16 protein-coding genes are annotated in these 16,432 nt (G+C 69.5%); 7 read left to right on the top strand and 9 right to left on the bottom strand.

The genetic code is table 11. The features are described from left to right. Positions 1-486 precede the first annotated feature (486 nt). Complete coding sequence (locus DEU37_RS06905; protein ID WP_121189854.1) at positions 487-1,242, bottom strand: SDR family NAD(P)-dependent oxidoreductase; 756 nt, start codon at positions 1,240-1,242, stop codon at positions 487-489. A 60-nt stretch (positions 1,243-1,302) separates the two neighbouring features. On the opposite strand from DEU37_RS06905, the gene DEU37_RS06900 reads away from it, so the two are divergent. The 4 genes from DEU37_RS06900 (at position 1,303) to DEU37_RS15045 (ending at position 5,147) form a co-directional block, all read left to right on the top strand. Further along, complete coding sequence (locus DEU37_RS06900; protein ID WP_121189853.1) at positions 1,303-1,788, top strand: MarR family winged helix-turn-helix transcriptional regulator; 486 nt, start codon at positions 1,303-1,305, stop codon at positions 1,786-1,788. Positions 1,789-1,921: 133 nt separating this feature from the next. After that, entirely contained in the window at positions 1,922-2,698 is a 777-nt protein-coding gene (locus tag DEU37_RS06895; protein ID WP_121189852.1) for an electron transfer flavoprotein subunit beta/FixA family protein, read from the top strand. A gap of 11 nt (positions 2,699-2,709) precedes the next feature. After that, a complete protein-coding gene (locus DEU37_RS06890; RefSeq protein WP_121189851.1) occupies positions 2,710-3,681 on the top strand; it encodes an electron transfer flavoprotein subunit alpha/FixB family protein in 972 nt (323 codons plus the stop codon). 593 nt (positions 3,682-4,274) lie between these two features. Then, complete coding sequence (locus DEU37_RS15045; protein WP_259457177.1) at positions 4,275-5,147, top strand: cytochrome b/b6 domain-containing protein; 873 nt, start codon at positions 4,275-4,277, stop codon at positions 5,145-5,147. Between the two features lie 118 nt (positions 5,148-5,265). On the opposite strand, the gene DEU37_RS06880 is transcribed toward DEU37_RS15045, so the two are convergent. The 5 genes from DEU37_RS06880 to DEU37_RS06860 all read right to left on the bottom strand — a co-directional run bounded on the left by DEU37_RS06880 (position 5,266) and on the right by DEU37_RS06860 (position 9,972). After that, a complete protein-coding gene (locus tag DEU37_RS06880; protein ID WP_121189849.1) occupies positions 5,266-6,669 on the bottom strand; it encodes a carboxyl transferase domain-containing protein in 1,404 nt (467 codons plus the stop codon). A gap of 19 nt (positions 6,670-6,688) precedes the next feature. Next, positions 6,689-8,035: a VWA domain-containing protein gene (locus DEU37_RS06875; protein ID WP_121189848.1), complete on the bottom strand. Its 1,347-nt coding sequence runs from the start codon at positions 8,033-8,035 to the stop codon at positions 6,689-6,691. Beyond that, positions 8,032-8,907, bottom strand: a complete 876-nt coding sequence (locus tag DEU37_RS06870) for a MoxR family ATPase (RefSeq protein WP_121189847.1) — start codon at positions 8,905-8,907, stop codon at positions 8,032-8,034. The genes DEU37_RS06875 and DEU37_RS06870 overlap by 4 nt, the downstream gene beginning before the upstream one ends. Positions 8,908-8,986: 79 nt before the next feature. Further along, positions 8,987-9,652, bottom strand: coding sequence for an alpha/beta fold hydrolase (locus tag DEU37_RS06865; RefSeq protein ID WP_121189846.1), 666 nt, complete (start codon positions 9,650-9,652; stop codon positions 8,987-8,989). 8 nt (positions 9,653-9,660) lie between these two features. Next, the gene (locus tag DEU37_RS06860; RefSeq protein WP_121189845.1) at positions 9,661-9,972 is read right to left on the bottom strand and encodes a hypothetical protein; all 312 of its coding nucleotides are present in this window, start codon (positions 9,970-9,972) and stop codon (positions 9,661-9,663) included. Positions 9,973-10,059: 87 nt separating this feature from the next. Between DEU37_RS06860 and DEU37_RS06855 the strand changes: the two genes are divergently transcribed. Genes DEU37_RS06855 through DEU37_RS06845 form a run of 3 tightly spaced genes read left to right on the top strand, consistent with a single transcriptional unit; the run spans position 10,060 to position 13,843 of the window. Then, the gene (locus DEU37_RS06855) at positions 10,060-11,508 is read left to right on the top strand and encodes an NAD-dependent succinate-semialdehyde dehydrogenase (RefSeq protein WP_121189844.1); all 1,449 of its coding nucleotides are present in this window, start codon (positions 10,060-10,062) and stop codon (positions 11,506-11,508) included. Positions 11,509-11,535: 27 nt separating this feature from the next. Continuing rightward, on the top strand, positions 11,536-12,615 hold the full coding sequence (locus tag DEU37_RS06850) for an acyl-CoA dehydrogenase family protein (protein ID WP_121189843.1): 1,080 nt from the start codon (positions 11,536-11,538) through the stop codon (positions 12,613-12,615). A 52-nt stretch (positions 12,616-12,667) separates the two neighbouring features. Beyond that, positions 12,668-13,843 carry an acyl-CoA dehydrogenase family protein gene (locus tag DEU37_RS06845; protein ID WP_121189842.1) on the top strand — a complete coding sequence of 392 codons (1,176 nt, stop codon included), beginning with the start codon at positions 12,668-12,670 and terminating at the stop codon, positions 13,841-13,843. Positions 13,844-13,898: 55 nt separating this feature from the next. Here the strand turns inward: DEU37_RS06845 and DEU37_RS06840 are convergent, their stop codons facing one another. Genes DEU37_RS06840 through DEU37_RS06830 form a run of 3 tightly spaced genes read right to left on the bottom strand, consistent with a single transcriptional unit; the run spans position 13,899 to position 16,350 of the window. After that, on the bottom strand, positions 13,899-14,312 hold the full coding sequence (locus DEU37_RS06840) for a Zn-ribbon domain-containing OB-fold protein (RefSeq protein WP_121189841.1): 414 nt from the start codon (positions 14,310-14,312) through the stop codon (positions 13,899-13,901). A gap of 4 nt (positions 14,313-14,316) precedes the next feature. Next, positions 14,317-15,504 (bottom strand): thiolase C-terminal domain-containing protein, encoded by a 1,188-nt coding sequence (locus DEU37_RS06835; protein WP_121189840.1) that lies wholly within the window; start codon positions 15,502-15,504, stop codon positions 14,317-14,319. 54 nt (positions 15,505-15,558) lie between these two features. Further along, a complete protein-coding gene (locus DEU37_RS06830; protein WP_183043612.1) occupies positions 15,559-16,350 on the bottom strand; it encodes an enoyl-CoA hydratase/isomerase family protein in 792 nt (263 codons plus the stop codon). Positions 16,351-16,432: the final 82 nt, after the last annotated feature.

The following is a 16,432-nucleotide window of genomic DNA, read 5'->3' as shown; positions in this document are numbered from 1 at the left end:
TGGAAGTCTCGATCAGTTCGGTCCCGCGTGTGCGAGCTCGACGGCCAGCCCTCCCCATCCACGTGTGCTCTGGCGCTGACCGGGCACGATGGGGTGCGCACGCTATCTGCAAGACAGGCCCGGCGCTTCAGACGTCCGCCGCGGGTCCCGGCCGATTCCGTAGGACGCGCGCGCCGTGACCGCCATGTGACGTTGATGGGGTGTGCGGGGGTGTCCCCGTACGACTCGTCTGTGCCGATCGCCCGATCTCCGCGAGTTGGAGTGAGACACAGACTCCACTCGGCGGTGCATCCACGAGATGGCTTTTGAGAGGCTCCGCCGAGAACGGATCGCCGATGAACCACCGTTCGTTGAGCTTTTACGTCCGGCGGCTATCCTCCCTGATGATGAACCCACCCGCTGTGATCCGTCAGCGGAGACAATCTCCGAGTTATGTTTCCGCGCGGCGGGGGAAGCCGGGCCCCTCGCCGCGCGGCTGAGCCGGCTCTACGCCGGCGACATCTGGAACCAGCCGCCGTCCGTGAGGTGGTTCAGGCCCGAGACGAAGGATGCCTCTTCGGAGAGGAGCCACGCGATCGTGGCCGCGATCTCTTCGGGTTCACCCAGGCGTCCGCCGGGCTGCCCCGCGGCATACATGGCGCGGACGTCGTCGGGCAGTGCCTTCACGGCGGGGGTGTCGATGAGGCCGGGGGCGACGGAGTTCACGCGGATGCCGTCCTTGGCGTACTCGAGCGCACCCTGGCGTGTCATCTGGATCACGCCCGCCTTCGCGATGCCGTAGGCAGGTTGCCCGACGGTCGCGCGCATCCCCGCACCGGACGCGACGTTCACGATCGCCCCGCCGCCGGTGGTGAGGAACTGCTCGATCTCGGCCGCCATGCAGCGCCACATGCCCTTGAGGTCGATGTTCATGATGAGATCCCACGTGCCCTCCTCCATGTCGTGGAGGCGGGAGGGCACCTGACCGATGCCGGCGACGTTGGCGGCGTAGTGCAGTCCGCCCCACGTGGCGACCGCGTCGGCGACCATCTCGTGGGCATCGCCCGGTCGCGACACATCGACGTGTCGGAAGCGCGCGGACCCGCCCGCCGCCTCGATCTCCCCGACCACCCGCGCTCCCGCGGCATCAGTCACATCCGCGATGAGGACGTGCGCCCCCTTCGCGGCCAGCAGCTTCGCCGTCGCTTCACCGATCCCCGAGGCCCCACCCGTGACGATCGCGACTTTGCCATCGAATGACATGGAATTCCCTTTCCTTTGGAAACTATCTGCAGGACACAGTACGCCCGGTAGCGTGATCCCGTGAGCGCGAATATCGAGGATGCCGGTGACCTGGGCTACCGCAATCCGATCGCGCTCCCGCTGGCGACGCTGGTCGAGCTCTGGAGCGCCGCGGAGTTCCGATCCCGTCTCAGCAACGACGCGCTGGAGGGTCTGGGCGGGACGGACGGTCGCGTGCTGTGGGAGCTCGGATTCCGCGGCCGGGTCCGACCGGGAGTCCTCGCACGGGCGATGGGCATCGGCGCGCCGAGCATCAGCAAGGCGATCGCGCGCCTGACGGACCGCGGCTTCATCGAGGTGGTGCCCGACCCGGCCGACGCGCGGGCGAGCCTCGTGGCATTGACGGGGGAGGGGCGTGTCGTCGCGCGCGAGCTGTACCGCGTCGGTGACGACCTGATCGCGCGCCTCACCTCGGACTGGTCGGATGCCGACGCGCGCCGCGCCGCGCATCTGCTCACGCGTCTCGCGGCCTCCGCCCGCGCAATGGTGGAGTGCGAGGCGGAGTGATCGCTCCGCATCGCTGCGGTTCCTCGTGAGGAGACACTGTCACCGCGAGCGCCTCGATTGACCTGAATCAGATACGGTAATACTCTCAGTATGCCGGTCGGCGGTGACGCCGACGTCGAGGAGAGGACTTCACGTGCACATCGTCGTGCTGATCAAAGAGGTGCCGGACACCTACGGCGACCGCCGCATCTCCCTGGAGACGGGACTCGTCGACCGCGAAGGCAGCGAGCGCGTCGCCGACGAGATCGGAGAACGGGCCGTTGAGGTGGGACTCACCCTTCAGGCGGCGAACGAGGGATCGACCGTGACGGTGATCTGCATGGGCCCGGCGAGCGCCGAGACGGCGGTGCGGAAGGCCCTCGCGATGGGCGCCGACAGTGCCGTGCTCATCAGCGACGATGGCCTGGTCGGCGCAGATCTGACCCTGACCGCGGAAGTCCTCGCGGCTGCCCTCCTGCGCGAGAGCCCCGACCTCGTCCTCACCGGAAACGTCTCGACCGACGGCGGCGGCGGCGTTCTTGGGGCGATGCTCGCCGAGCACCTGGAGCTGCCGCACCTGACGAACCTCTCGGCGATCGAGATCGCCGGTGACGTCGTGAGCGGTACGCGGATGACGGAGAACGGCACTGTCCGGCTCGCGGCGGAGCTTCCCGCCGTCGCGAGCATCACGGATGCTCTGCCGGATCCCCGCTTTCCCGCCTTCAAGGGCATCATGGCGGCGAAGAAGAAGCCGCTCACCCGTCTGGACGCGGAGGAACTCGGCGCCGACACCGACGGCGCGCGCGCGCCGCGGGCCATCGTGATCTCCGCTGCGGCGCGTCCCCCGCGGGCGGCAGGGATCACGATCACCGACGACGGCGAGGGCGGACGTCGCCTCGCCGAATACCTGATCGCCGAGAAGCTCGTCTGAGGAGTGCGCCGATGAATGCCGAACCGATCCTCGCCCTTCTCGACGTGACTCCCGCCGGCGTGCTCGCCCCGAGCGCCGCCGAAGTCCTGGGCGCGGCTGCCACGATCGGCGAGCCCGTCGCCGTCGTTCCCGTGCCTCCGGGGGCGGATACGGATGCGCTGACCGCGGCCGCGGCGGCCGCGGGTGCCGCGCAGGTGATCCGCGTGTCGATCCCCGAGGGGAGCGTCGTCACCCCCCTGGTGGACGCCCTCACCGCCGCCGAGGAGATCGTCGTCCCCGCGGCCATTGTCGTCGCGCATTCCCTCGACGGGCGTGAGGCCGCCGCGCGGTTCGCCGTGCGAACTCACCGGGCCCTGCTCATCGACACCGTGGGGGTCGGCGTGGACGAAGAAGGCATCATCGCGCACCACTCCGTCTTCGGGAGCAACTACCTGGTGGATGCCGCAGCCACCGCCGGCGCTCCCGTCATCACGCTCCGCCAGGGCGCGGCGGACGAGCGTGCCGTCGCGGTGGACTCACCCACCGTGCACACGCTGTCGGTCGAGCCGTCGGCGCGTCGGTCGGCACGGGCGGACGCCTTCGTCCCCGCCGAGATCAGCAGTTCCCGCCCCGATCTCCGTCGAGCGAAGAAGGTCGTTTCCGGCGGCCGAGGGCTCGCATCGAAGGAGAAGTTCGCCCTCGTAGAAGAGTTGGCCGACGCCCTGGGCGCGGCGGTCGGCGCCTCCCGCGCCGCCGTCGATTCGGGATACATCCCGTACGCCCACCAGGTCGGCCAGACCGGCGTGACGGTGACCCCGGAGCTCTACGTCGCGGTCGGCATCTCCGGAGCGATTCAGCACCGCGCCGGGATGCAGGCATCCAAGCGGATCGTCGCGATCAACAAGGACGCGGATGCCCCCATCTTCGCGATCGCCGACTTCGGTGTCGTCGGCGACCTGTTCACCATCGTCCCGCAGGCGATCGAGACCCTGAAGCAGCGGTGATGATGGCGCATTCGGTTCCCGTTCGACGGGGCCTTCCGCGGACGCCGGGCGGCGAGCCCTGGCCGGCGGGCGGTCTCGAAGTCGCCGTCCTCCTCCCCGGCGGGAGCGATGCCTCCGCGTCGGCGGCCGCGGCCGCTCTGGCAATCGGCTCCGGGCGGGCGGTCGCGGACGCCCCCCGGGTGCGCCGAGGTCTGCCCCGGACGTCCGGAGGTGCGCCGTGGCCCGCGGCGGACGTCCGACCTCGGGTGGTGTCGGCGCGGGCCGCGTCGCCGGAGACGTCCTCGAGCCCGCCCCGCAGGGATGCCGACGCGGCAGTCGCCCGCACCCTTCGCCGTTCCTCCGCTCGTCGCGGTCTTCCGCGGCAGGTCGGTGCGGGGGGGTGGCCGCCGGCCGAGACTCTCCTCGAAGTCGCTCTGCCGGGGTGGATCGACGGGTCGGCCGGTGCTCTCCCGGAGCCGCCCACGGTCGATCACACGGCTCCATCGCCGAGCGTCCCCGCCCCACGCGAGGATAGCCGCACGCCCCTAACCGTGCCCGCCGCCGCCGAACGAGAGGTCCGCTCGGCTCGGCGGCGGATCTTCGGGGTGGATGCCGTGACCGCGTTCATCGTCGGCGGCACTCTCTCCGTCGTCCTGGTGGCCAGCGTCGTCCTCATCGTCCGGGTGCTGCTCTGGGGCACGCCCGCGGGTCGGGAGTTCGTCGCGCGATACCCCGGCGAGATCCCTCTCCCGACGTGGGCTCCCGAGGGCTTCCCCGCCTGGGTGATGTGGCAGCACTGGCTCAACGCCTTCTTCATGGTCCTCGTCATCAAGACGGGCTGGACCATTCGCCGGACGTCTCGCCCGATGGCATCCTGGCAGTCGCGTCACGGCGGACGGAAGATCCCCATCGAGCAGTTCATCCACGTTTTTCTCGACATGTTCTGGCTCGCCAACGGCATCGTGTTCGTTGTCCTGTTGTTCAGCACGGGGCAGTGGATCCGGGTCGTTCCGTTCTCGTGGGAGTTCATTCCCAACGCGGTGTCCTCGGCGCTGCAGTACGTGTCCTTGTCGTGGCCGACCGAGGACGGCTGGGTCAACTACAACGCGCTCCAGGTGCTGGCCTACTTCACGACGATCTTCCTCGCTGCCCCGCTCGCGGCGATCACGGGTCTGCGGATGTCGGCCCTGTGGCCGGCTCGCGCCGAGCGTGTCGGCCGGGTCTTTCCCGTCGAGATGGCGCGAAAGGTCCACTTCCCCGTGATGATCTACTTCGTCCTCTTCGTCCTCGTCCACGTCTTCCTCGTGTTCGCCACCGGTGCGCTGCGCAACCTGAATCACATGTACTGGGGCACGCAGGACGACGGCAGCTGGGCCGGGTTCACGGTGTTCACAGTAGGAATGGTCGCCATCGTCGGCGCCGCTGTGGCGTTGCGTCCGATCGTCACCACGCAGGTGGCAGCTCTATTCGGTCGCGTCGGACGCTGACCCCGGCGGATCGCCGGGGCGGACGCTCGCACGCGCGTCGTTCTCGGGTGCCCGCGGAGGCACCCCGCCGCTCCGCCCCGCCGGATGGTGAGGACGAGGCGCAGGGCCGACGCGGGCGTCAGCCGATCCGCATCGCGGCGCGGCCTGCGGCATCCGCCCGCACCACGCGCCGACCGGCGTTCTCGAGCCGGAGCGCGTCGACGATGGCGCCCCGCGCGGCATCCACGTCGTTCGGGACGATCGCATCGGCGAAGCCCGTCGCCACCACGTCCTCCGCGCACAGGCGGAAGGCGGTCGCCAATTCCGGTGCACGCGCCGCGTCCCGGTAGAGCACGGCTGCGCCGGGTTCGGGGGCGATGACCGAGAAGACCGACCCCTCGCTCAACAGCAGGGTGTCGGTCCAGGCGAGCCCCATCGCCCCGCCGCTCCCGCCCTCGCCCACGCACAGTCCGACGCTGGGGGTCGACAGGTCGCTCAGGGCCACGAGGGTGCGGGAGATCTCGCGCGCGAGCCCCTCCGTCTCCGAGGCGGGGGAGGGGTCAGCGCCGGGAGTGTCGATCACGGTCAGCACCGGGAGTCCGATGCGATCGGCCAGCCGGATGGTTCTCTGCGCGAGCCGGAAGTCAGCGGGCACCGGGCCGGCGTTACGTCGTCCGGTCTTGTCGCGCTGCATCGCGACCACGGCCGTCTCGATGCCGCCGATGCGCGCGATCCCCGCGCGGAAGCATCGGCCCGCTCCGCGCAGCTCCATCCATTCGTCCGCAAGCCAGCTCACCCAATCCATGCCGCTGGGGTGCTCCGGCGTGCGGACCGCCAGGAGTGCCTCCCAGGGCGTGGCGGACGGGCGCGGCGCGGCCGGGCGGGCCAGCCGCATCGGTTCGGGTGCGTGACGGACGCCGATCGCGCACTCGAGCCAGTCCTGCTGCTGCTCCTCCGGAACGAGGGCGTCCACGTTGCCGTCGCGGTAGGCGGCCTCGGCGTTGTGCGACGTGGCATCCGGACGCTCTCCCGTGACGACCTCCACGACGCGCGGCCCGCCGAAGCCGATCACGGCCCCCGGCGCTACGGCGCGCATGTCCACGGCGTTCCCCCACGAGGCGAAGACGCCGCCCGTGCTCGGGCTTCGGAAGGCGGCGGCGGAGCGGAGACCGGCCCGTCGATGCACCGCCACCGCTTCGGTGGTCCGTCCCATCTGCATCAGCGCCAGGACGCCCTCCTGCAGACGTGCGCCGCCGGAGCTGATGATGGCCGCGACCGGGAGGCGGAGCTCCGCCGCGCGCAGGAATGCCGCTGCGGTGGATTCGCCCGCGACCACGCCCATGGTTCCGCCCATTCGATGGAAGTCGCACTCGATGAGGACGTAGTCGCTCAGCGGACCGTGGACGATTCCGGCGCGGATGGACTCATCGGAGGTGGCCGGTGGGAGGTAGCCGGGGAAGCCGAGAGGATCGGTCGATCGCCAGGCGCCGTCGAACGGGAGGTCGACCCGCGGCTCCGCGATTCTGATGGTCTGATCGGTCATCGTTCGGTTCCTCCGTCGCTCATTTCAGCGTCTCGACAAAACTTTCCAGCTGCCGCACTGTGCGGCATTCCACCGCGGCGGTGACGAGCGGTGCGTACTCCGACATCGCGGAATCCCCGTCGCTCCACAGCTCCCGTCGCTCGGGATTGAGCCAGTAGACGCGGGAGGCGACGCGGCAGATCTCCTCGACCGCGTCCAGCCTCGGGTCGCGGTAGTTGGTTCGTGCGTCCCCCAGGATGAGGACGGTTGTCCGGAAGTCGATGGCATCCAGATGGCGTCCCGAGAAGGTGGCGAGGGCGTTGCCGTAGTCGGAGTGCCCGTCCCCCCAGACGCCCAGGCCGCGGGTGTTGATCACCCGCGTCGTCTCTGTGATGGAGCCAGCGCGTCCGATGAGCGAGGTCACCTCGTCCACGCCATCGACGAAGACGAAGGAGCGCACGGAGGAGAACCGGCTCTTGAGGGCGAAGGCCAATTGCAGGGCGAAACCCGCGAACGCCGCGACCGAGCCGGACACGTCCGCCAGAACCACCAGGCGCGGCCGCAGGGGGTCGGGAGGGAGGTGACGCAACGTCACCGGAGATCCGCCCGTCGACATCGACGCGCGGATGGTGGCTCGCACGTCGAGACGAGACCGCGCCGATGCGGGTGACTGTTCGGCCAGCACCCGCGAGAGTCGACGCGCGAGAGGCTCCACGACGTCGTTCATTCTCGCGATCGTCGCCGTCGATGCGGTGAGGAAGTCGGCGTCCGTCGGGAGCGGCGCGCGGAGGACGGCGGCGACGGCGTCCGCTCCACGATCGGCCACCAGGCGACGTCGCACCTCGCTCTCCACCGTGCGTTCGAACTCCGCGACCGCACGGTCCGCGCGGGCATCGCGCAACCGATCCGCGGCGCCCGCAATGCCGTCGTGCAGGACCACGTCGCGCGCAGCAGCGAGGGTGGAGCGGATCTCCTCGACGTGTAGTTCGCGCAGCGTCCGGAAGATGTAATACGTACCGGCCACCGCGCGACCGGGCTCCATCCTCGCGAACCGCCGCACCGCCTCGGCGGCGATCTCGCGGAGGAAGCTCCGATTGCCACGACGCAGGGCGGTCGCCGTCGCCGTGCGGAGCGCGTCGTCGCTCAGACCGCTCAGGCCCGCTCCGTCGACGGGCGTCCCGGTGAAGTACAGATCGAAGAGAGCGTCGAAAGTGTCCCGGTACTCCGCTCCCTTGGCCAGGCAGGAGGCGAGGGCGCTGCGGACGGTCTCGCGCCGTGTCAGATCGATCGCGTCGAGCGCCTCGGCGGCCAGGATGAGGTCGCTGGTGACGATGGGGACGTTGACGCGACGGAGTTCGGCGGCGAGCGCCCGCACCGAATCGATCATGTCCGCACGCCGAGGGTCTCTCGCGCCAGATCGATGTCGGACGCGTACTTGAGCAGGACGTTCGCGTGCGCGATGAGCAGGTCCTCATCGATGTCCGTGGCCCCGAGGAGGAGGAGTGTGCGAGCCCAGTCGATGCTCTCCGAGATGCTCGGTCGCTTCTTGAGGTCGAGTCCGCGCAGCATCGCCACCGTCTCGGCGATCTTCATCGACAGGCGCTCGTCGACCCCGGGCACCCTCGAGCGGATGATCTCGCTCTCGCGCTCGGCATCCGGGTACGAGATGTGCAGATAGAGGCAGCGGCGCTTGAGGGCGTCGGACAGGCGTCGGTTGTCGTTGGATGTGAGGAAGACGAGCGGGGCCCGCGCCGCGCGCATTGTGCCGAGTTCGGGGATCGTGACCTGGAAGTCGGCGAGGAACTCCAACAGCAGCGCTTCCGTCTCCATGTCGAGTTGGTCGACCTCGTCGATGAGGAGAACGACGCGGTCCTCGGCTCTGACCGCTTCCAGCAGTGGGCGGGAGAGGAGGAAGTCCTCCGAGAAGACACCGTCGAGGCTCGCGTCGGGTCCTGTCCCCGCGGCCTGGAGCGCGAGGAGCTGCTTGCGGTAGTCCCATTCGTACAGCGCCCGAGCCTCGTCGATCCCGTGATAGCACTGCAGGCGGATCAGGCGTGCGCCTGTCGTTCGTGCGATGGATGCCGCGAGGTCGGTCTTCCCGGTCCCGGCCGGCCCCTCCAGGAGGAGGGGCTTCTCCAGCGCGGAGGCGAGGAACACCGTCGTCGAGATGTCGGCGTCGGGGAGGTACCCGGTGGCGCGCAGCCCGGTCGCTACGTCGTCCGGGGACGTGAATCCGTGGGGGAGATCTGCGTCGATCATCACTGCTCCATCGCTCGGCCGCGTTCACGCGATAATACTTACCGTAAGGCATACCATAAATGCCTGCCGGCGGGCGCACTCACGACAGGAATTCCAGCGCGGCACGCATGGCCGCCGGGCTCGAGGGTGTGCGCCAGTGGTCGACGTCCGGGAGGAGCTGCAGCTGTGTGTTCGTCATCGACGTGGCGGCCATGGTCGCCGGCCCCAGGTCGTCCTTTTCGCCCAGGACGATGAGGACGTCGGCCGTGATCGCGCGCAGTCGACTTGGGGGTGGAGGTCCGGGGAAGTGTCGCAGGAACGCCTCAATGCGCGAGAGGTCGTTGCCCGAGGTCTGCGCCGCCCGGCGCAATTGCGCGATGTTCGCGTCGTCGCGGGAGGGGTCGGCGATGCGATCGGCCAATCGAACGTTCTCTCCCGGCCGTGGCCACGCGCGGTCGCCGAAGCCCAGGAGCACGATCTTCTCGAACCGGTCGGGCTCCTGCGCGGCGAGGTGGAGAGTGAGCGCCGCGCCCAGCGAGAACCCGATCGCCGTGTCGGCTCCGGCCGCCGCATCCAGTGCGGTGGATTGCACGAACTCGATGTCGGCGGTGGGGGGAAGCGGTGAATCGACGTGGCCGGGCAGGCCGAAGGGGACGGGCAGGAGGTCGATATCGGCGAGGAGGTCGGGCCATCCGTGCTGGACCCAGCCGTGGTCCCACGAGGATGCGAAGCCGTGCGTCATGAGGGCGCGGCGCGGCGAGGGCATGACGCGCCTCACACCTCTTCGGCGAACTCGAGGGACGGGGCCTCGCCCGGCTCGAACGACATGGCGGGACTCTGGGTGAGTCCCGGTGCGAGGGCCGCCATGCGTTCGATCAACTCCGCACCGGAGAGGCTCGGGCAGCGTCCGATCGACACCAGCTGGATGCGACCGTCGGGGTCCTGGCGCCGGAACGTGCGGTATTCCATCAGTTCCGGCAGGCCGGCGCGCAGCTCGTCGGTGTGGGTGGTGTTCAGGAAGCGGATGAGATCCGCCTCGTCATCGGGGGTCCGAGGGTGAGTACGAGCGACCCAGATTGCAGACATGGCATCCTCCTCAGGATTGGAAACAGTGTTACTGTATCGCTTACCGGAACGCGATACAGCGACGTGCGCACACTTGGGAGAACTGCCATGGGAATTGAAGCATCGACCATTCTGATCGACGGGGTCTGGCGGCCCTCGCGGTCCGGAGCGACGTTTCCGGTGACCGACCCCGCTTCGGCGGAGGTCCTCGGTCACGCGTCGGATGGCGACGCCCAGGACGTGCAGGATGCCATCGTCTCGGCATCCACCGCCTTCGAGACGTGGTCGCGGACGACCGCCTATGAGCGTGCGGCCGTCCTCACGCGGGCCCATCGGCTCCTGCTGGAACGGCACGAGGAACTGGCCCGTCTGCTCACGCGCGAGCAGGGCAAGCCCCTGCGCGCGGCGCGCACCGAGGTCACCTATGCGGGGGACTTTCTCGCCTGGTTCGCCGAGGAGGCAAAGCGCATCAGCGGCGTGACCATTCCCTCGGCGCGCGCGGATCAGCGCTTCCTCACGATGCGCCAGCCGGTCGGGGTCGTCGCCGCCATCACCCCGTGGAACTACCCGATCTCGATGATCACGCGCAAGCTCGCCCCGGCCGTCGCGGCAGGCTGCACGGCCATCCTCAAGCCGGCGGCGCAGACGCCGCTGCTCGCCGTGGAGACGCTGAAGCTCTTCCTCGACGCCGGTCTGCCCGCGGGAGTCATCAACATGGTCACCAGCCGCCGGGCCGCAGAAGTCGGCGATGCGCTGCTGGAGTCGCCCGAGGTGCGCAAGCTCACCTTCACCGGCTCGACCGCGATCGGCAAGATGCTCGTGCAGAAGGCCGCGCCGACTCTCAAAAGGGTGTCCGTGGAACTGGGCGGGCACGCGCCGTTCATCGTCTTCCCGGATGCCGATCCCGAACACGCCGCGAAGGGGGCGGCACTAGTCAAGTTCCTCAACACGGGGCAGGCGTGCATCAGCCCCAACCGCATCTACGTCCACCGCTCCCTCTATGACGCCTTCCTCGAAACCCTGGAGAAGCGCGTCCGCGCACTGAAGGTGGGACAGGGCGAGCAGGAGGGCGTCTCGATCGGACCGCTCATCGACGACCGCGCGGTCGCGAAGATGGAGGAGCAGGTGAGCGACGCGCGGGACAAGGGTGCGCGCGTCCTGGTCGGCGGCGATCGCGTCGCGGTCGACGGCCTGGCCGGCACGACGTTCTACGCCCCCACCGTCCTGGCCGACGTCACCCCCGAGATGCTCATCTCGGTCGAGGAGACGTTCGGTCCCATCGCGGCGGTCACGCCGTTCGATGACGAGGACGAGGTCATCCGGCGGGCGAACGACACGGAGTACGGCCTCGCGGCTTACGTGTACACACGGGATCTGTCGACCGCGATCCGCGTCACCGAGCGCCTCAAGTTCGGGATGGTGGGCGTCAACGACATCAACCCGACATCGGCCGCGGCGCCGTTCGGCGGCGTCAAGTCCAGCGGACTCGGCCGCGAAGGCGGCTACGAGGGCATCGACGAGTACCTCGACACCAAGCTCGTCGGCATCGCCATCTGACACCCCGAGGACGAAGCGGAGGACTCCATGAACCCTTACGAACACCGTCGTCGGAACGTGTCCCTCGACGAGGACGACCAGAGGATCGCGGAGGCGTTCGCCGACTTCTTCGGTTCCGTCGTGTCGCCGGACTCCGTCCGGCAGGCGGAGGCCGAGGGAATCGACCGCGAACTCTGGCAGCGGGCGGTCGAGATGGGCGTGACGTCCATGGCGCTGCCGGAAGACCTCGGTGGCGACGACGCCGGCGTCTTCGCGCTCGCCCTCGTCGCCGGTGAGGCAGGGCGCGTGCTCGCTCCTATCCCGTTCATCGACCACGTCGTCGCGACCCGGCTCCTCGTCGCCACCGGCGACCCCGCCGCGGTGCCGCTCATCGCGGCCGCGGCCACCGGGGAGACCATCCTCGCCTTCGCCGCGCAGCCTCTCGACGCTCGTCGTCTCGTCTCCAGCGCCGCGATCGCCACGCACACGGTCGGATTCGACGGTGCGGACATCGTGGTCGTCTCCGCGGACGAGCCCCGTGCACGCGTCCGCAACCGCGCGCACCTCCCGTCGGCATGGGTAGATCCGGCGGCGGAGCGGAACCTGCGTCTGGCGTCCCCGGATGCGCCGACGGCCTACCGTCGGGCGCGCGACGAGTGGAACGTGCTGACGGCGGCCGCGCTCGCCGGCCTCACGGCGGGGAGCCTCGCGCTGGGGGCCGAGTCGACGAAGACTCGCGAGACTATGGGAGTGCCCCTCGGAATGCTCCAGGGTGTCGCGTTCCCGCTCGTCGATGCCCACATCGGCGCCGTCAGCGCGCGCAGCCTCGCGCTGCGGGCCGCATGGTTCCTCGACCACGAGCCCGACGCCGAGAGCCACCTTCCGGCCGCCGCGGTCGTGTACGCGCATGACGTCGCGGTCCGCGGCACCAACGTCTCCGCGCACGTGCAGGGAGGACTCGGCTTCACGAACGAGGCGCCCACCACGCCTTACTTCCTCCGTGCGCACGGGTGGGCACTGGCCGGCGGAGATCTGCGCGCCGAACGACGCCACATCGTCGAGAGCGAACTCGCGGCACGGCGGGCCGCGCGCGCCCTCGAGCCCCACTCGGCGGTTCTCGCGCACTGACGCGCGGCTCCGCACGATCCGTTCCCACCGCACAGCACCCAGGAGACCCCCCATGGACTTCAGTTCCCTCGACCCGGACGGTCGGCATCGGGCTTTCGTCGACGACGTGCGAGTGTTCCTCGCCGAACACGTCACCGAGGAGGTGCGCGAGACCGAACGTCGCACGGGCGACGGATACAACCGCGAGTTCTACCGTGCCTTGGGTTCACGCGGCTGGATCCGCCCCGAGCTTCCCCGCGAGCGGGGTGGTGCCGGTCTCGACCGGATCCAGGTGGCGATCCTGCGGGCGGAGTTGGAGCGGGCGAAGGCTCCGACCCGCCAGCTGAGCACGATCCGCCTCGTGAGCCCGGCGATCGAGCAGTACGGGCGGAGTCCCCTGCGGGAGCAGGTTCTGGACGGCATCGCGCGGGGCGAGGTGTGCCTCTCGCTCGGCTTCACCGAGCCCCAGGGCGGGTCGGACGTCGCGAGCGCCCGACTGCGCGCCACGCGGGATGGCGACGAGTGGACGATCTCGGGTTCCAAGATGTTCACGACGAACGGTCACCAGGCGGACTACTGCTTCCTGCTGACCCGCACCGACCCCACCGTCGGCAAGCACAAGGGTCTGACGATGTTCCTCATGCCCCTGAAGATTCCGGGCGTGGAGGCGCAGGGGATCTTCACCTTCAGTGGTGAGCGCACGAACATGATGTTCTACGACGACGCGCGCATCTCTGATCTTCACCGTCTCGGGGAGGTCAACGGCGGCTGGTCGGTGCTGCGCGGCCCCCTCGACGCCGAGCACGGCCTGGGTGGGATGGTCAACGACGGGCTCGACGCACTGCCGATGGGGCCGGCCTTCCTCTACGAGGCGCGGGACGCACTGGATGCCGCGCTCGACTGGGCCGAGACGACGGGATCGATCGGCGACGGCGCCGTGGTGGATCGCCTGGCAGATGCCATCGCTCTGTCGGAAGCGGCTTACGCGACCGACGGAGCCAGCGGGCGCGTGCTCGGTGCCGAGGCCCTCGACCGCATCGGTGCCGAGCTCATCTCGCTGATCGGGCCTGAGGCGCTTCTCGAGGACGAGGCCGCTGACGGGGGCATGGCGGACTTCGCCTACCGCTACGCGCAGGGCACGAAGACCTACGGCGGTGCCATCGGGGTGTTCCGCACGGTGATCGCCCAGCACGAGCTGGGTCTGCCCCGCATGGAGCTGCCGGGGAGTCGCGCGTTCCTCACGAAGTGACGCATGCGAATGTGAAGCGCCCGGGGCATCGGCCCCGGGCGCTTCACGGTCGGCGTCAGGCCGCTTCGAAGTTCAGCACGGTCCAGTCGCCGAGTTCGTCGTACCGCACCCGGACGGGCATGTCGATGCGGACGTCCTCGGGGGCGACCCCGTGCAGACGGCCGATCATGCGGAAGCCCTCGGACATTGTGACGTGCACGATCGTGTAGGGCGCGTCCGGCTGGTACGCCGGGGTGGGGGCCCGCCGGATGGTGGTGTGAGTGTAGACGGTACCGGTGCCCTCGATGGGTTCCCAGGTCCACCCTCCCGAGAAGCAGCGATTGCAGATCTCCTTCGGGATGTAGCGGAACGCGCCGCACTGCGCGCACTTCTGCACCTTCACGGCGTGCTCGCGCAGCGAGTCCCAGTAGGGCATGTGCCAGCTGGGGATGCCGGTGGGCAGCAGCTTGTCTGTCGTTGCGTCGGTCATGAGATCACGCCCTTCCCAGGATCGCGGAGTAGTTGTTCTGCATGGCGCCGCCAACGCCGTTCACGTAGCCGAGTTCGGCACCGGCGACCTGACGGTCGCCCGCCTCGCCGCGCAGCTGCTCGACGACTTCGATGAGGGTGAAGAGGCCCGCCATCCCGGCGTGGCTGAACGACAGGAATCCGCCCGCCGTGTTGGTGGGCAGGGCACCGTCGAGGCGCAGGGCGCCGGTCTCGACGAAGGGACCGGACTCGCCCACGCCGCAGAAGCCCGCCGCCTCGAGTCCGAACAGCACGTTGATCGTGAAGTGGTCGCCGATGCCGGCGACGTCGATGTCGTCGCGACCGACGCCGGCGAGATCGAACGCCGTGTCCGCCGCGACCTGGGCGGCCGGGAACACCGCCAGCGACGGCGCGGCGTTGGGGTCGATGTGGCTGTGCCCCTCGCCGTATCCCAGGAGCTCGATCGGAACGTGCCGCCCGTCGCGTGCACGCTCGAGCGTCGTGACGACGTACGCGCCCGCCCCCTGGTTGATCGCGCAGCAGTCGAGCATGTGCAGCGGATCGGCGATCAGTCGGGAGTTGACCACGTCGTCGACGGTGATCTCGCCGCGGTGGCCGTGGAACGACAGCGGGTGGCGCACGGCGCCCTGGCGTTGCGCGACCGCCACTTCCGCGAGTTGGGCGGAGGTGGTGCCGAACTCGTGCATGTGACGCGTCGCGAGCTGGGCGTAGTCCGACACCCGCGTGGTCCCGTAGATGAACTCGTAGGTCCCGCTGAGCATCGCCATCATCTTGATGGCCTCGTCGCGATTCGCGCTGGCGTACCCCTCGGCTTGGCCGGCGGCGGCCGTGACGACGAGAACCGCGTCCGCGAGCCCTGCCGACACCGCGTAGGCGGCGAGATTGATCGCGCCGCCCGCGGCGGCGGCTCCGATGCTGTTGCGGGCGTGGAAGCGCAGCGGCTTCCCGAGCAGGTCGTACCCGAACGCCGCTCCGGGCAGCTGCTCGCGGATGCCGACGCCCTCCGGGCCGTCGCCGATCAGGCCGTCGATATCGGCGAGTGTGAGGCCGGCGTCGGCGCACGCGGCTTTGGCCGCGTCCATCCAGGCGATCGGCTGGATCTGATCGGACAGATCCCCCTGCTTCGACTGATAGACGCCGGCGACCGCGGCTCTGCGGTTCTGGAATGGCATTTTCTCTCCTTCTTCTCGTGATCGTGCGGTGATGGATGCGACCGAGCCGGCGTCTCAGAACCCGGGGACCTTCGGCCACCCGTCCGAGAACGACGCCTCTCGTTTCTCGGCGAAAGCCCGTGGCCCCTCCAGCACGTCGCCCGACAGCAGCACGCGGTGGACCACCGCCTCGTAATAGGCCTGCTGCTCCGCCTGCTGCAGGTTGCGCCAGTACTTCAGGACCTGCTTGCTTCCCCAGACAGCGGCCGGCGAACTCTCCGCGATCGCCCGCGCTTTGACGAGGGCCGCGTCGAGCAGCTCCTCGCGCGGCACGATCTGTTGCACCAGCCCCAGCGCGTAGGCGCGCTCGGCGGGCAGGCGTTCCGCGGCCAGGAGCAGGTCGGCAGCGACGCCGTAGGGGAGCACGCGGGGGAGCACGTTGACGGCGATTCCCGCCAGGATGCCGCGTTTGACCTCGAAGACACCGAACCAGGCTTCCGGGGTGGCGATGCGGATGTCGCAGCAGAGCGAGAGCTCCATGCCGCCGGCGACCGCCAGGCCGTTGACGGCGGCGATGACCGGCTTCTCCGTCGCGGCGATGCCCGCGATGTCGGGTCCGGGTGAGACGGGCAGCCCGCCGCCGGAGGCGGCGCTGGAGGCCATCTCCTTCAGGTCTGCGCCCGCGCAGAAGGCGCGATCTCCCGCACCCGTGATGATCGCGACCCGCTGGGCGCCATCCTCTCGGAACTCCGTCATCGCGGCCGTGAGTTCGCTGATCAGACCGCTGCTCATGGAGTTCATCGCTTCGGGGCGGTTGAGCGTGATGATGGTCGTGCTCTCCTGCTTATCCACGACTATTTCGGACATCTGCTGTTCTCCCTGTGTCGTCGGTGACGTCGGCGTGTGCGCCGCAGGTGGAACCCTGCGTCGGCTCATAGTAGTCTTATCG

Source organism: Microbacterium sp. AG790 (assembly GCF_003634765.1).
Taxonomy (GTDB): domain Bacteria; phylum Actinomycetota; class Actinomycetes; order Actinomycetales; family Microbacteriaceae; genus Microbacterium.
Note: the sequence above shows the minus strand (reverse complement) of the source record. Positions and strands in the feature narration are given on the sequence as shown.

What these genes read in the sequence shown, in the direction of transcription:
- DEU37_RS06890 (WP_121189851.1), top strand. Translation starts at nt 2,710, where the DNA reads ATGAATGCCGAACCGATCCTCGCCCTTCTCGACGTGACTCCCGCCGGC.
- DEU37_RS06865 (WP_121189846.1), bottom strand. Translation starts at nt 9,652, where the DNA reads ATGCCCTCGCCGCGCCGCGCCCTCATGACGCACGGCTTCGCATCCTCG.
- DEU37_RS06860 (WP_121189845.1), bottom strand. Translation starts at nt 9,972, where the DNA reads ATGTCTGCAATCTGGGTCGCTCGTACTCACCCTCGGACCCCCGATGAC.
- DEU37_RS06870 (WP_121189847.1), bottom strand. Translation starts at nt 8,907, where the DNA reads ATGATCGACGCAGATCTCCCCCACGGATTCACGTCCCCGGACGACGTA.
- DEU37_RS06845 (WP_121189842.1), top strand. Translation starts at nt 12,668, where the DNA reads ATGGACTTCAGTTCCCTCGACCCGGACGGTCGGCATCGGGCTTTCGTC.
- DEU37_RS06855 (WP_121189844.1), top strand. Translation starts at nt 10,060, where the DNA reads ATGGGAATTGAAGCATCGACCATTCTGATCGACGGGGTCTGGCGGCCC.
- DEU37_RS06875 (WP_121189848.1), bottom strand. Translation starts at nt 8,035, where the DNA reads ATGATCGATTCGGTGCGGGCGCTCGCCGCCGAACTCCGTCGCGTCAAC.
- DEU37_RS06850 (WP_121189843.1), top strand. Translation starts at nt 11,536, where the DNA reads ATGAACCCTTACGAACACCGTCGTCGGAACGTGTCCCTCGACGAGGAC.
- DEU37_RS06905 (WP_121189854.1), bottom strand. Translation starts at nt 1,242, where the DNA reads ATGTCATTCGATGGCAAAGTCGCGATCGTCACGGGTGGGGCCTCGGGG.
- DEU37_RS06835 (WP_121189840.1), bottom strand. Translation starts at nt 15,504, where the DNA reads ATGCCATTCCAGAACCGCAGAGCCGCGGTCGCCGGCGTCTATCAGTCG.
- DEU37_RS06880 (WP_121189849.1), bottom strand. Translation starts at nt 6,669, where the DNA reads ATGACCGATCAGACCATCAGAATCGCGGAGCCGCGGGTCGACCTCCCG.
- DEU37_RS06830 (WP_183043612.1), bottom strand. Translation starts at nt 16,350, where the DNA reads ATGTCCGAAATAGTCGTGGATAAGCAGGAGAGCACGACCATCATCACG.
- DEU37_RS06840 (WP_121189841.1), bottom strand. Translation starts at nt 14,312, where the DNA reads ATGACCGACGCAACGACAGACAAGCTGCTGCCCACCGGCATCCCCAGC.